Raw genomic sequence first — 13286 nt, 5'->3', positions numbered from 1 at the left:
TCGGGGAGCCGGAACGCAGGGGACCGCGGCGATTCCCGTACGGCGCCGGATCGGGCGCGGAGGGAAGATCGGGGTGTCGGTGAGGGTTCCCCGACCGATCGTGGAACGACGGCGTGGGAAGGGATCGCGACATGCTCGACCGGTTGCGGGCATGGGAGCGGCGGACCCGCCCCACCGATCGCGCCTTCACCGCGGCGCTGGCCCGGCGCTGGGCGGAGCTGCCCGAGGGGGTGCGGACCCCGGGCCAGGTCCTGGGCCGGTTCGGGACGGGGTGCGAGGGCACGCACGGCGTGTTCCCGGCCTGCGACCTGGCGTGCACGCCGTGCTATCACTCCCGGGACGCGAACCGGGTGCGTGTCGACGGCGCGCACACGCGCGCGCAGGTGGGGGCGCAGATGGCCACGCTGGAGCGGCTGCGCGGCCCGCGGGCGCACGCCCAGCTGATCGGCGGGGAGGTCACGCTGCTGCCCCCGGACGACCACGCCGAGGCGCTGGCGATCATGCGGCGGCATGGCCGGGAGCCGATGAGCATGTCCCACGGTGACGTCGACGACGGCTACCTCGACCGGCTCGTCCTCGGCCCGGACGGGCGCAGGCGGCTGGACCGGCTGTCGTTCGCCGTGCACGTCGACTCGCTGATGTTCGGCAGGCGCGGCATCCCGCGTCCGCCCGACGAGGCCTCGCTGCACCCCTACCGGCGGCGGCTGGTCGCACAGTTCGCGCGGCTGCGCCGCGAGCACGGCGTGCGCACGTTCCTGGCCCACAACATGACGGTCACCCCCGCGAACGTGGGCGAGGTGGCCGACGTGGTGCGGGAGGCGGGGGCGATGGGGTTCGGGCTGCTGTCGTTCCAGCCCGCCGCCTACGTGGGCGACGAACGGCGTTGGCGCGCGGGGTTCCGCGGCGGCGACGTGGGCCCCGACGCGGTGTGGGCGCAGCTCGAGCGCGGCGCGGGCGCACGGCTCGACTTCCGGGTGTTCGAGAACGGTGACGTGCGCTGCAACCGCACCGCCTACGGGTTCTTCGTCGGGTCGCGCTGGCACCTGGTGCTCGACGGGGACGACGCCCGCGACCTGCGGGTCCGCGACGCGGTGCTGCACCGGCTGTCCGGGATCGGGTTCGCGTCGACGCCGCGGCCGCTGCTGGCGGTGAAGCTGCTACGCCTCGCCGCCACGGACCCGGGCCTGGTGCCGCTCGCGCTCGGCTGGGCGACGCGCACGGTGCGCCGGGTCGGGGTCCGGGCGCTGCTGCGCCACGGGGTGCGCCCGGTGACGTTCGTGATGCACCGGTTCATGGACGCCGCCGACGTCGCGCCCGCCTGGGAGCTCTCGCAGCGGGGCGTGGTGAGCGAGGACGCCCGGCTGCGCGAGACCCAGGAGCGGCTGGCCGCCTGCCACTACGCGATGGCGCACCCCGACGACGGGGCGCTGGTGCCGGCCTGCGTGCAGCACGGCGTCCTGGACCCGGCCGAGAACGCCGAGCTGGCCGTGCTGCTCCCGATGCCCACCGTCCGGCGGTCCCGGTGACGTCGGTTCCGCGACCGCCCGACGGGGAGGCCTGGGACCTGCTCGTCGTCGGCGCGGGTTCCGCCGGGCTGGTCGGGGCCCGCACGGCCGCCTCGTTCGGCGCGTCGGTGCTGATGGTCGAGCGCGAGCGACCCGGCGGGGACTGCCTGTGGACGGGTTGCGTCCCCAGCAAGGCGCTGCTCGCGGCGGCATCGGCGGCTGCCGACGCCCGGGCCGCCGCGCGGCTCGGGGTGCACGCCGACCGGGTCCGGGTGGACTTCGCGGCGGTCATGGCGCACGTGCGGACCGCGATCGCGGCGATCGAGCCCGTCGACTCGGCCAACGCGATGCGCGCCGCCGGGGCGGCCTACGCGGCAGGGACGGCGACGTTCACCGGGCAGGCGAGCGCCGAGGTCGACGGGGTCGCCGTGCGGTTCCGGCAGGCCCTGATCGCCACCGGATCCGACCCCGCCGTCCCTCCGATCCCGGGGCTCGCCGCGGCGGGCGGCGCGGTGCTCACCAGTGACACGGTCTGGGACCTGACCGCGCTGCCGGAGCGGCTGGTCGTCCTGGGCGGCGGCACGGTCGGGTGCGAGCTGGGGCAGGCGTTCGCCCGGCTGGGTAGCGCCGTCACGGTGGTGGAGATGGCGGACCGGCTGCTGGGCGGCGAGGATCCCGACGCCGCACGGCTGGTCACCGAGGCCCTGCAGGGTGACGGCGCGACGGTGCTCACCGGGGCCGCGGTCGAGGCGGTCGAGGCTGGTGGTGTCGAGGCTGGTGGTGTCGAGGGTGGTGGGGCGCGGTCCGGGATCACCGTCGTGCTCGGCGACGGGCGCCGGGTCGCCACCGACCGGGTGCTCGTCGCCACCGGCCGCCGTCCCGACACGCGCGGCCTGGGCCTCGACGCGGCCGGGGTGGCCTCCGGCGGCGGGTTCGTCACGGTCGACGCGCACCTGCGCACCACGAACCCGCGGATCTGGGCGGCAGGCGACGTCACCGGGCACCCGCAGTTCACCCACGTCGCCGGGCTGCACGGGTCCACCGCGGCGTCCAACGCGGTGCTGGGCCTGCGGCGGGCGGCGCAGGTCACGGCGATCCCGCGGGTCACCTTCACCTCCCCGGAGGTGGCATCGGTCGGCGTGCCGCCGGGGACGGCGGGCACGACCACCCGGACCCGGGGGCACGACGAGGTCGACCGCGCTGTCGCCGAGGGCCGCACGGCCGGCTTCACCCGGCTGGTCCTCGACCGCCGCGGCCGGGTCGTCGGGGCCACGGTCGTCGGTCCGCGGGCGGGGGAGACCCTGGCCGAGCTGACCCTGGCCGTGCGCCGCGGGCTGCGCGCCCGCGACCTGGCCGGCGTGATGCACCCCTACCCGACCTGGGGCGACGGGCCGTGGAACGCGGCGCTCGCGGAGGTGCGCGCGCAGCTCGCGCGACCGGTCGTGCGAGCTGCCACGCGAGGGCTGGCCGCGGTGCGGCGCCGCGGGCCGGACCGGCGCGGCCTCCCGGGGGCGCGGTCAGGCACCCGGGATCGTCGCTAGGCTGCCGGGCGTGCGCGACACCGATGGTGTGCTCGACCTCGACCGCAGCTTCCACGCCCTGCCCAACCGGGTGCGTCGGGCGATCGTCGCCGGGCTGCGCCTCGACCCGCCCGCCCGCGCCTCGGGACGGATCGAGGCCCACCGCGGGCTGCGGGCGAGGGCGGCGTCGTGAACGTCGACGTCCGCACCGAGGTCCTCATCCGGCGCCCGGTGGCCGAGGTCGCCGCCTACGCCGCCGACCCCGACCACGCGCCCGACTGGTACGTCAACATCTCCTCCGTCGAGTGGTGCACCCCGCGGCCGTTGGCGGTGGGCACGCGGGTCGCGTTCGTCGCCCAGTTCCTCGGCAGGCGGATCGCCTACACCTACGAGATCGCCGAGCTGGTGCCCGGCGAGCGGCTGGTGATGGGCACCGCGGAGGGGCCGTTCCCGATGCGGACCACCTACACCTGGGAGGCGGCCGAGGGCGGGACCCGGATGACGCTGCGCAACAGCGGAGCGCCCTCCGGGTTCGGCGCGCTCACCGCCCCGCTGATGGCGGCCGCGATGCGCCGGGCCAACCGCAAGGACCTCGCCGCGCTCACGTCGATCCTCGAGGCCTGAACGCCCGACGGCTCAGCGCAGGGCCCGGTACCCGGCGACGATCCGGTGCGCCGCGCTCACCCCGACCACCACCGCCCAGACCAGCGCGATCTGCGGGGCCCAGAGCGGCAGCACCAGCCACAGCGTGTGCACCACCACGGTCTCGACGCCCTCGGCGAGCCCGCCGAGGAACGACAGTGACCGGCCGTCGTCGATGGTGCGCCCGGTGCGCTCCGCGATCGAGGAGAACGCCAGGAACGCCGCGCCGTTGACGTAGTAGGCGAGCAGGACCAGCAGGAACGGCCACAGCGGCCCGTCGCCGAGCGCGGCGCTGCTGCCCAGCGCGACGCCGACGACGGTGGCGCCGTAGACGGTGAAGTCGGCGGTGATGTCGAGGAAGCCGCCCGCCCCCGCGTCGGGCCGGCCGCGCCTGCGGGCGAGCGGCCCGTCGAGCCCGTCGGCGAGCCGGGAGGCCCACCACAGCAGCACCGCCGCCGCCCACCAGCCCAGCGCCGCCGCCGCGGCGCTGCCCAGGCCCAGCAGCAGGCCGAGCACGGTGAGCCGGTCCGGTGTGACCGCCGGGACGTCGAGGGCGGCGGCCGCGCGGTCGAGCGGGCGCGCCAGCAGCCGGCGGGCGGGAGCGTCGAACATCAGACCGCCGGATCGACGGGGCGGTCGCGGGCCGGTTCGTCGACCGGCGGACCCGCGGCACGGCGACGTCGGGCGACGACCAGCCCGCCGACCACGAGGACGGCGAGCCCGCCGACGGCGAGCAGGAACGGCAGCGAGCCCGGCTCGGAGCCGAACGCCCCGATCGCGACGTACGCGGTGGCCCCGGGGAGGATGCCGACCGCGGTGCCGACCACGTAGTCGCGCGTGCGCACGGCGGTGAGCCCGCTCAGGTAGTTCAGCGCCGCGAACGGCAGCACCGGGACCAGCCGGACCCCGATGACGGCCAGCACCCCGCGGCGGCGCAGCAGGGCGTCGAGGCGGCGCAGCCGGTCGCTGTCGACCCGTTCGACGGCGCGCCGGCCCAGGACCCGGGCCAGGGCGAACGCGCCGACCGCGCCGAGCAGCGCGCCGGTCATGACGACGCCGAGCCCGCCGGCCATGCCGAACAGCAGCCCGGCGGCGATGCTGAGCACCGTGGCGGGGACCGGCGTGAGCGTCAGCACCCCGTAGAGGGCCGCGTACGCGACCGGACCGGCCCAGCCCGCCGCGCCGACCCAGGCGCGGACGTCCTCGACCGGCGGGACCCCGACCCGCACCGCGACGGCGATCCCGATTCCCAGCACGACCAGCAGGATCGCCGGGCGGATCCACCACCGGTCGGGTCGCGGGCCGGCAGCCGTGTCCTCGTCCACGCCCGGGGGAACCCGCGTCGCGGCCGATCTCTTCCGCCGAACGGCGGAAGCATCCGCGCGCAGCGCGGGTTCCCGTGCCGACCCGCGCCGTCGCGCGGCCGACCCGCGTCTCACGGAGGATGTCCACGTGCCCCGACTCGTCGCGCTGCTCGGTGTCGCCGTCGCGGTGTTGGCGGCCTGCGCCGCACCCCCGCCCGCCGGATCCCCCTCCGGCGCCGCCCCGCCCGACCCCGCCGACTGGCCCGCCGTGCTCGACGCGGCCCGGGGACAGACCCTGGACTGGTACATGTTCACCGGCGACGAGGCGGTCAACGGTGTCGTGGACGGCTACGTCGCGCCCCGGCTGGCGACGGAGTTCGGGGTGACGCTGAACGTGGTGTCGGTCGCCGACACCGGCGACGCGGTGAACAAGGTGCTGGCCGAGCGCCAGGCGGGCCGGGCCGGGTCCGGCACCGTCGACGCCATCTGGATCAACGGCGAGAACTTCGCCACCGGCCGCCAAGCCGACCTGTGGGCGTGCGGGTATCCCGAGGCGCTGCCCAACGCGCGTTTCCTCGATCTCACCGACCCGACGCTGGCCACCGACTTCGGGGTGCCGGTCGACGGGTGCGAGGCGGCGTGGCAGCGGGCCAACTCGGCCCTGGTCTACGACAGCGCCGCGCTCGGCCCCGCCGACGTCGCCTCGCTCACCGCGCTGACCGGGTGGGCGCGCGCGAACCCCGGGCGCCTGACCTACCCGGCCCCGCCGGACTTCACCGGCTCGATGGCGGTGCGCACGTTCCTCTACGACACCGCGGGCGGTGCGTCGCTCTCAGCGCCGCTCGACCCGGGGCTGACCGACGCGCTGTGGGCCCGCCTGCAGGCGCTGGAACCGGCGCTGTGGCGGGCCGGGGAGACCTATCCGACCAGCCAGGACGCGGTCGAGCAGCTCTACGCCACCGGCGAGATCTCCGCCTTCCTCACCTACGGTCCGGGCACGGTGTCGACGAAGGTCGCCGACGGGGTCTTCCCGGCCACCACCCGCACCGCGGTCCCCGACGTCGGCAACATCGCCAACACCAGCTACCTGGCGATCCCGGCCGACTCCGCCGACCGGGCCGCCGCGCTGGTCCTGGCGAACCTGCTGCAGGACCCGCAGACCCAGCTGCGGTTCTACGCCGACGGCGGGATCTACCCGGTCGTCGACCTCGACCGGGTGCCCGCCGACGTGCGCACGGCGTTCGAGGCCGTCGACCTGGGCCCGTCGGTGCTGCCGCTGAGCGAGCTGACCGCCCGGTCGGTCCCCGAACTCGACGCCGCGCTCGCCGGGGAGGTGGACGACGGGTGGACCGCGCGGGTGCTGCAGCGGTGACCGGTCGCCCGGCCGGTCGCCCCGCCCGGCTGCCGCGCCCGCTGCGCCTCGCGCTGCTGCTGGCGCCCGCGCTGCTGGTGGTCGTCGGGCTCTTCGGCGGGGGGCTGGTGCAGGCGGTCCTGCAGAGCGTCGGGTACCGGCCGTTCCTGCCCGGCGCGCCCCTGTCCCTCGACGCCTACGGCGAGCTGTGGTCCGACCCGGCCGTCCGCGCCTCGATCGGGATCACGCTGCGGGTCGCGCTGCTCTCCACGGTCGCCGCCGCGGTGCTCGGCACGGCCGCGGCGCTGCTCGTCCGCTCGCTCGGCCGTTCCCGCCCGGCGTTCGCGGCGCTGCTGCAGGTGACGCTGCCGCTGCCGCACGCCGTCGCCGCCCTCGCGACGATCCTGGTGCTCGGGCAGAGCGGCGCGCTCTCGCGGATCGCCGCCACGCTCGGGCTCGTCGACGACCCGGCGGGCTTCCCGGCGCTGACCCAGGACGCGTTCGGCTGGGGGATCATCGCCTCCTACGTCTGGAAGGAGACGCCGTTCGTGGCCGTCGTGGTGCTGGCCGCGCTGTCGTCCGGGGTGGCCGAGCTGGAGGACGCCGCCCGCGCGCTCGGCGCGAGCGCGGCCCAGCGGCTGCGGCACGTGTTGGTCCCGGTGCTGGCCCCGGCGGTCGCGGCCGCCTCGGTGCTGGTGCTGGCGTTCACCCTCGGTTCCTACGAGGTGCCGTTCCTGCTCGGCCGGCCGTTCCCGGCGACCCTGCCGGTGGTGGCCTACCAGCAGTTCCGCGATCCCGACCTGGCCGCCCGGCCGCTCGCGGCGGCGATCGCCGTCCTCGTCGCGGTGCTCGCCGGGGCGTGCGCGGTCGCGTACCTGTCGCTGAGCGAACGGCTGCGCCGGTGAGCCCCACAGCGGTGCCCTTCGGCCGTCGCCTGGGTGCCGGGCTGCTCGCCGTCGGCGTGCTGGCGCCGCTCGTCCCGCTGCTGCTCTGGGCCGTGGCGGGGGAGTTCCGCTACCCGGCCCTGCTGCCCGAACCCTCCGGCCGCGGGCTCGCCCTGCTCGGCGACGAGGCGGTGCTCGCCGCGCTCGGCACGTCGGTGCTGATCGCGCTGAGCGTGGCGGCACTCGCCACGCTCGCCGGGGCGGCCGCGGGCCGCGCGCTCGGCCTGCACACCTTCCGCGGGCGGCGCGCGGTCCAGCTGCTGCTGCTGGCCCCGGTGCTCGTCCCGACCCTCGCCGTGGCGCTGGGCATCCAGGTCTTCTTCATCCGCTACGGCCTCGCCGACACCGTCGCCGGGGTGGTGCTGGTGCAGCTGATCCCCACCGTCCCGTACGCGAGCCTGGTGATGGCGGCGTCGTTCGCGTCCTTCGACATCGGCATCGAGGACGCCGGGCGGGTGCTCGGCGCCGGCCCGCTGGCCCGGCTGCGCCGTCTCACGCTGCCCGCCGTCGCACCGGGGTTGGCCGTCGCGGCCCTGTTCGCGTTCCTCATCTCCTGGAGCGAGTACGTGCTCACCCTGCTCATCGGCGGCGGCACCGTACGGACGCTGCCGCTGCTGCTGTTCGCCTCGATCGGCTCGGCCGACCTCACCGCCGCCGCCGCACTGTCGCTGGTGATCGCCGCACCGCCGGTGCTGCTGGTCGGGCTCACCGCGCGGTTCCTCACCGGCCACCGCGCCGCGGCCGTCGGGTTCGGTCGGCTGTGACCGGCGGGGAGCTCACGGTCACCGGTCTGGCGGTCGCCTACGAGCCGGGGATCCCCGTCGTCGACGGGCTCGACCTGGCCGTGCCGGCCGGGACGCTGACCGCGTTGCTCGGCCCGTCGGGCTGCGGGAAGACGACCGTGCTCAAGGTCGTCGCCGGTCTGCTCACGGCGGGCGCGGGCGAGGTCGCCGTGGACGGGGTGCCGCTCACCGGGGTCCCCGCCGAGCGGCGCCCCGTCGGCATGGTCTTCCAGAAGCCGCTGCTGTTCGGCCACCTGTCCGTCGGCGACAACGTCGCCTTCGGCCTGCGCATGCGTGGGGTGCCCCGGGCGGCGCGTCGGCGGCGCACCGCCGAGATGCTCGACCTGGTGGGCCTACCCGACCTGGCCGGGCGCCGGGTCGGCGAGCTCTCCGGCGGTCAGGAGCAGCGGGTGGCGCTGGCCAGGGCGCTGGTGCTCGACCCGCGGGTGCTGCTGCTCGACGAGCCGTTCTCGGCGCTCGACGCGGAGCTGCGCCACCGGATGCGAGAGCTGGTCCGGCGGGTGCAGCGGGAGCTGTCGATCACCATGCTGTTCGTGACCCACGACCAGCAGGAGGCCGTCGACCTCGCCGACGCCGTGGTGCTGCTGCTCGGCGGGCGCGTCGAGGGCGCCGGCCCGCCGGACCGCTTCTACACCGACCCGCCCACGCTGGCCGCCGCCCGATTCTTCGGCGCGACCAACGAGGTACCCGGCACCGTCACCGGGGCGACGTTCGCCTGCCCGCTCGGCGAGCTGCGCCTGGCCGGGCCCGCCGCCGACGGTCCCGGGGTGCTCGTCGTCCGCCCCGAGGCGCTGCGCCTGCTCGGGGCCACCGGTCCGCCGAACACCGTCACCGCCACCGTGCGCGAGACCCGGTTCCGCGGGACCCACCGCACCGTGGTGGCGGTGGCGGGTGCGACGACGCTCACCGCGTCCGTCGCCCCCGCCGTCCCGGTCGAGCCGGGCGACGAGATCCACCTCCAGCTCCCCCCGACGGCCTGCCGCGTCCTGCCCGGACCCGCGCGGCCCGCCGTCCCCACCACCGAGAACGAGGACGCCCGTGCGTGAGCTCACCGTCGACATCCCGCTCGACGACGTCGTGCTGACCGACGTCGCCTCGGGGGACCCGGCGCCCCTGCGCGGGCTCCCCGGGGTACACGTCGTGACGCTGATCCGGCACCGCTTTTGACTGCCCTGCCAGGAGCACCTGGTCCAGGTGCAGGACGCGCTCGACGGCGCCGTACCGCTGCTCGTCGTCGGCTTCAGCCCGGCCGACGCGCTGGCGCCGCTGGGGGAGTACCTCGGCCTGGCCGGGCCGGTCCTCTCCGATCCCGAGCGGGTGCTCTACCACCGGCTGGGCCTGCGCCGGGCCCCGGTCTGGCGGGTCTACTCACCCGGCACGCTCGCCCGCTACGGCCTGCTCAAGCTCCGGGGCGCGACGCTGCACAAGCCGGTCGAGGACACCCGGCAGATGGGCGGGGACGCCCTGGTCGTGGACGGGCGCGTCGAGCGGCTGTGGCGCCCCGCCACCCCCGACGACCGGGCCCGGCCCGCGCGCATCGCCGCCATCGCCCGGGATCGGCGCGGTCCCGCGGCGCCCTGATCCGACCGCCGGGGTCGGGCCCGCCGGTCCGGCATCCGCACGGCACGGTGCGCCACCCGGCTTCGCAGCGCTAGCCGATCCGCGCAACCGAGCGGGCGTGGTGGCTCCGTCCGGCACCCCGCCGGGGACACGGGAGTCGTCGAGTCGCGCACGTTGCCACTCCCGTCAGAAGGGTGGCTCGTCGGGAAGGTCCGCCCGTGGTGGTGGGCGGGGTGGTTCGACCCGGCGGAGGGGCTGCAGGATCGGGCCCTCGGCGCGGCGGGTGGGCTGGTCGAAGTGGGGTCCGAGGTCGACGGGGTGGGCTTCGGGTAGTTCGGGGAGCAGGAACCCGCCGCCGGTGCGGTACTGCCCGCCCAGCGGGCTGCGCCAGACGAACCGGCCGGGTTCGGGCTGGTGGAGTTGCCAGCCGCCGCGGTGTTTGACGTCGTGGTCGTGTCCGCAGGCGGGGCCGGTGTTGGCGGCGATGGTGGCGCCGCCGCGGGCGTGGTCGCGGGTGTGGTCGGTGTGGCTGGTGTGGGCGCGGCGGCGGCAGCCGGGGAAGGTGCAGGTGCGGTCGCGGATCTCGGTGTGGCGGCGCAGCGCGGCGGTGGGGAAGCGGCGGGCGGGGTGGGCGTCGAGATCGGCGAGGTGGTCGTCGCGGCGGGCGTGCCGGGCGGCGATGTCGGCGACGACCCCGGCCCACTCGCCGACCCCGTCGCTCTGCAGCTGGTGGAGCAGTGTGGCCGGGACGTGGATCTCCACGATGCCCCCGGCCGGTCCGTCGCGGCGGACCGGGTGGTCGCCGACGGACCCGGGGCGGCGGCGGGTGAGGCCCTCGGACAGCAGCCGGCCTGTGGTGTCGGTGACCGCGAAGCGCCACTGTGCCCGGCGCTGTTGCGCGACGCGGGCGCGGGTGGCGGGGGCGGTGAGCAAGCCGAGGCCGGGGATCTCGCCGGGGTGTTCGTCGTGGCCCAGCAGGGTGGACAGCGCCACCCGGATCTCGATGCCGGTCGGTGCAGCGGTGGGCCCGGCCGTGGGGTTGTCGCCGGGATGGGCAGCCGGGGATCCGGCCGTCGCTGATCCGGCCGTCGGCGATGCGGTCGTCGGTGGTCCGGCAGCCGGTGATCCGCCCGTCGGCGATCCGGCAGCCGCGGGTCCGGCGGCCGCGGGTCCGGCGGCCGCGGGTCCGGCGGCCGCGGGTCCGGCGGCCGCGGGTCCGGCAGCCGCGGGTCCGGCAGCCGCGGGTCCGGCAGCCGCGGGTCCGATTGTCGCCGGTCCGGTGGGGGTGCGCCCCGTGGCCGGTGCCGCGGGTCCGCTCGGGGCGGCCGGCACGACGGTGGCATCCGCGAGGGACGGGTCGGTGGACGGGGCGCCGGTGGCCGTGGACGTGGCGGCGGTTCGTGCCGCCGTGGCGGTGCCGGGCCCGTCGGGGCGGTACTGGGTGATCAGGGTGGTGATGAGCCGGTCGGTGTCCATGCCGTGGAAGCGGCCGTCGAGCATGCCGAGGTACAGGTCGCAGCGGATCTGGCCGATCAGTCCGGGATGGCCGGCGCGTTTGGCGGCGTCGGCGAGGTCCTGCAGGCGCCCGCAGGCGGCCTCGGCCTCGTCGGCCGGCAGGCCGTTGCCGCTGAGGGTGACGGTGCCGTCGGGGTCCATCACGGCGACGACGTTGCGTTCGCGCACGCCCTTGCGGTACCAGCGCTCGGCCGCGGCGGGATCGACGGCGAGGACCATGCGGCGCAACAGCACCGCGAGTTGTCCGGTGGTGAGCCTCGGTGCCCGGGGCACGGCGGTGCGGCAGATCGCGGTGATCTGCTCGGCGGCGAGGTCGGTGAGGTAGCGGTGGAAGACCAGGACGCGGGGGCGGTCGAGTGCGCCGTCGAGCCAGGCGGTGAACAGTGCGGGCATGGTGTGCACGACGGTGTCGGCGAGGTCGTGCTCGAACTCGGCGGCGGTGCGGGTCCAGCGCAGGGCGGCGCGGGTCTCGTCGGGGGCGTAGCGGTCGAGTGCGGCGAGCCGGGCGACCTGGCCGGGCTGTGTGCCGCCGGTGCAGCGGCCGAGCTCGGCGAGCGTGGCCGCCATCCGGGCCTGGTCGTGGCACAGTTGGCGGTGCTGGGCGGTGAGGACCTCGAGCATCCGGTCGTTGGGCACGACCGACAGGTCGACGGCGCCGAGCACGGCGGCCAGCTCCGGACCGGGCGGCATCGCCGCCAGGTCGTCGGGGAGCTGTGCCACTGCCTGCATGGCTCGATCATACGTTCGACCACCGACGATTTCCGCAGCTCAGCGGGAGTGGTCGACGAGATGTCGCTGACCGGCGACGAGTGGCACCATTGCTCGAAGGTCGGCCTGCGGGTCCTCGACGCGGCGCACCGGCGTCCCCCACGCACGCCGCGGGAGCGCCCCCTCGCGAACGTCGTGTCCAGGTCTGCGGACCCGCCGACCACTCGCCGGGTCGGCGACCGTCCTCGCTCCGTCCGTGTGGTCAGTGCTCTGTCGGACGCCCGGACCCGGCCCCTGATGTGCCGACGGGGAGTCCGTGACCGGAGCCGGCCGGTTCGACACCGCGTTCGGGCCCGCTGATCTCGGCCCACACGGCGTCCAGGGATATCCCGAGGACACCGGCGATCGCCGCGACTGTCGGGAAGGCGGGGGTCGCCACGCGGCCGGACTCGATCTTCCGCAGGGTCTCCGGCGAGACGCGTGCGTCGAGGGCGACCCCGAGCATCGGACGTTCCCCCCTGGCTCGACGCAGCAGGGCACCGAGGCGCTGTCCTCGCTCGACCTCCGCGGCCGTGAGCGGCAACCTGACCATGCTCCCGATTCTAGTACCGGGATAGTATTGCCGGGATAGTTATCGGCACGCGGAGGCGCACATGATCGAAATCTTGGCACCGACCGACCTGCCCCGGGCCAGGCGGACCGGCGCTCTGGTCGCCCACGTCCTGCGGACGCTGAAGAGCCGCATTTCGGTGGGCACGAATCTCCTGGACATCGACCGGTGGGCGCGGTCCATGATCGTCGAGAACGGGGCGGTGTCCTGCTATGTCGACTACGAGCCGCCGTTCGGGCGTGGGCCGTTCGGCCACCACATCTGCACGTCGGTCAACGACGCGGTGCTCCACGGCCGTCCCCACGACTACGCGCTCGTCGACGGTGACCTGCTGTCCCTCGATCTCGCGGTGTCCACGGGCGGGGTCGTCGCGGACTCCGCCATCAGCTTCGTCGTGGGCGACGCGCAGCCCCCGGAGAGCGTCGCGATGATCAGCGCGACCGAACGTGCGCTGCACGCGGGTATCGCCGCGGCAGGCCCGGGAGCGCGTGTCGGCGACATCTCCCATGCCATCGGCACGGTCCTCGGTGAGGCCGGGTACCCGATCAGCACCGAGTTCGGCGGGCACGGCGTCGGCGCCACGATGCACCAGGACCCGCACATCGCGAACACCGGACGGCCCGGTCGCGGATACACGCTGCGTCCGGGGCTGCTGCTGGCCCTGGAGCCGTGGGTCATGGCGGACACGACCGAACTCGTCACCGACGTGGACGGCTGGACACTCCGCAGCGCGACGGGTTGCCGGACCGCGCACAGCGAGCACACGATCGCCATCACCGCCGACGGCGCGGAGATCCTCACCTAGCCGCGGCCGGGACGGACGG

At 76.0% G+C, this 13286-nt stretch carries 15 protein-coding genes; 11 read left to right on the top strand and 4 right to left on the bottom strand.

Annotated features, from left to right (window positions below; translation table 11 throughout):
* Nucleotides 1-131: 131 nt before the first annotated feature.
* From Q1K26_RS26480 to Q1K26_RS26465, 4 genes are read left to right on the top strand one after another with little or no spacing between them, the layout of a single operon-like run.
* Nucleotides 132-1526 (top strand): hypothetical protein, encoded by a 1395-nt coding sequence (locus tag Q1K26_RS26480; RefSeq protein WP_300018837.1) that lies wholly within the window; start codon nt 132-134, stop codon nt 1524-1526.
* The gene (locus Q1K26_RS26475) at nt 1523-3046 is read left to right on the top strand and encodes an FAD-dependent oxidoreductase (RefSeq protein WP_300018834.1); all 1524 of its coding nucleotides are present in this window, start codon (nt 1523-1525) and stop codon (nt 3044-3046) included. The genes Q1K26_RS26480 and Q1K26_RS26475 overlap by 4 nt, the downstream gene beginning before the upstream one ends.
* Nucleotides 3047-3056: 10 nt before the next feature.
* Complete coding sequence (locus Q1K26_RS26470) at nt 3057-3218, top strand: hypothetical protein (RefSeq protein WP_300018831.1); 162 nt, start codon at nt 3057-3059, stop codon at nt 3216-3218.
* Nucleotides 3215-3649 (top strand): SRPBCC family protein, encoded by a 435-nt coding sequence (locus tag Q1K26_RS26465; RefSeq protein ID WP_300018828.1) that lies wholly within the window; start codon nt 3215-3217, stop codon nt 3647-3649. The genes Q1K26_RS26470 and Q1K26_RS26465 overlap by 4 nt, the downstream gene beginning before the upstream one ends.
* Nucleotides 3650-3661: 12 nt before the next feature.
* Here Q1K26_RS26465 and Q1K26_RS26460 read toward each other — a convergent pair whose 3' ends face one another.
* Nucleotides 3662-4279, bottom strand: coding sequence for a CDP-alcohol phosphatidyltransferase family protein (locus Q1K26_RS26460; RefSeq protein WP_300018825.1), 618 nt, complete (start codon nt 4277-4279; stop codon nt 3662-3664).
* On the bottom strand, nt 4279-4992 hold the full coding sequence (locus Q1K26_RS26455; RefSeq protein ID WP_300018822.1) for a TVP38/TMEM64 family protein: 714 nt from the start codon (nt 4990-4992) through the stop codon (nt 4279-4281). Before Q1K26_RS26455 ends, Q1K26_RS26460 begins: the two co-directional genes overlap by 1 nt.
* A 127-nt stretch (nt 4993-5119) precedes the next feature.
* On the opposite strand from Q1K26_RS26455, the gene Q1K26_RS26450 reads away from it, so the two are divergent.
* Genes Q1K26_RS26450 through Q1K26_RS26425 form a run of 6 tightly spaced genes read left to right on the top strand, consistent with a single transcriptional unit; the run spans nt 5120 to nt 9650 of the window.
* A complete protein-coding gene (locus Q1K26_RS26450; protein ID WP_300018819.1) occupies nt 5120-6343 on the top strand; it encodes an ABC transporter substrate-binding protein in 1224 nt (407 codons plus the stop codon).
* Nucleotides 6340-7227 carry an ABC transporter permease subunit gene (locus tag Q1K26_RS26445; RefSeq protein WP_300018816.1) on the top strand — a complete coding sequence of 296 codons (888 nt, stop codon included), beginning with the start codon at nt 6340-6342 and terminating at the stop codon, nt 7225-7227. Before Q1K26_RS26450 ends, Q1K26_RS26445 begins: the two co-directional genes overlap by 4 nt.
* Nucleotides 7224-8030 (top strand): ABC transporter permease subunit, encoded by an 807-nt coding sequence (locus Q1K26_RS26440; RefSeq protein WP_300018813.1) that lies wholly within the window; start codon nt 7224-7226, stop codon nt 8028-8030. The genes Q1K26_RS26445 and Q1K26_RS26440 overlap by 4 nt, the downstream gene beginning before the upstream one ends.
* Nucleotides 8027-9115 (top strand): ABC transporter ATP-binding protein, encoded by a 1089-nt coding sequence (locus Q1K26_RS26435; RefSeq protein WP_300018810.1) that lies wholly within the window; start codon nt 8027-8029, stop codon nt 9113-9115. Before Q1K26_RS26440 ends, Q1K26_RS26435 begins: the two co-directional genes overlap by 4 nt.
* Nucleotides 9108-9236, top strand: a complete 129-nt coding sequence (locus Q1K26_RS26430) for a hypothetical protein (protein WP_300018807.1) — start codon at nt 9108-9110, stop codon at nt 9234-9236. Before Q1K26_RS26435 ends, Q1K26_RS26430 begins: the two co-directional genes overlap by 8 nt.
* Before the next feature lie 27 nt (nt 9237-9263).
* The gene (locus Q1K26_RS26425) at nt 9264-9650 is read left to right on the top strand and encodes a hypothetical protein (RefSeq protein ID WP_300018804.1); all 387 of its coding nucleotides are present in this window, start codon (nt 9264-9266) and stop codon (nt 9648-9650) included.
* Between the two features lie 165 nt (nt 9651-9815).
* Here Q1K26_RS26425 and Q1K26_RS26420 read toward each other — a convergent pair whose 3' ends face one another.
* On the bottom strand, nt 9816-11873 hold the full coding sequence (locus Q1K26_RS26420) for an HNH endonuclease signature motif containing protein (protein WP_300018801.1): 2058 nt from the start codon (nt 11871-11873) through the stop codon (nt 9816-9818).
* Between the two features lie 241 nt (nt 11874-12114).
* Entirely contained in the window at nt 12115-12444 is a 330-nt protein-coding gene (locus Q1K26_RS26415) for a helix-turn-helix transcriptional regulator (protein ID WP_300018798.1), read from the bottom strand.
* A gap of 61 nt (nt 12445-12505) precedes the next feature.
* Here Q1K26_RS26415 and map point away from each other — a divergent pair, with 61 nt between their 5' ends.
* Nucleotides 12506-13267, top strand: coding sequence for a type I methionyl aminopeptidase (map, locus tag Q1K26_RS26410; protein WP_300018795.1), 762 nt, complete (start codon nt 12506-12508; stop codon nt 13265-13267).
* Nucleotides 13268-13286: the final 19 nt, after the last annotated feature.

Origin of the sequence: Pseudonocardia sp., assembly GCF_029263155.1 — a bacterium.
Taxonomy (GTDB): Bacteria; Actinomycetota; Actinomycetes; order Mycobacteriales; family Pseudonocardiaceae; genus Pseudonocardia.
Note: the sequence above shows the minus strand (reverse complement) of the source record. Positions and strands in the feature narration are given on the sequence as shown.

Coding starts and splice junctions, on each gene's coding strand:
- Q1K26_RS26480 (WP_300018837.1), top strand. CDS start 132: ATGCTCGACCGGTTGCGGGCATGGGAGCGGCGGACCCGCCCCACCGAT.
- Q1K26_RS26460 (WP_300018825.1), bottom strand. CDS start 4,279: ATGTTCGACGCTCCCGCCCGCCGGCTGCTGGCGCGCCCGCTCGACCGC.
- Q1K26_RS26420 (WP_300018801.1), bottom strand. CDS start 11,873: ATGCAGGCAGTGGCACAGCTCCCCGACGACCTGGCGGCGATGCCGCCC.
- Q1K26_RS26415 (WP_300018798.1), bottom strand. CDS start 12,444: ATGGTCAGGTTGCCGCTCACGGCCGCGGAGGTCGAGCGAGGACAGCGC.
- map (WP_300018795.1), top strand. CDS start 12,506: ATGATCGAAATCTTGGCACCGACCGACCTGCCCCGGGCCAGGCGGACC.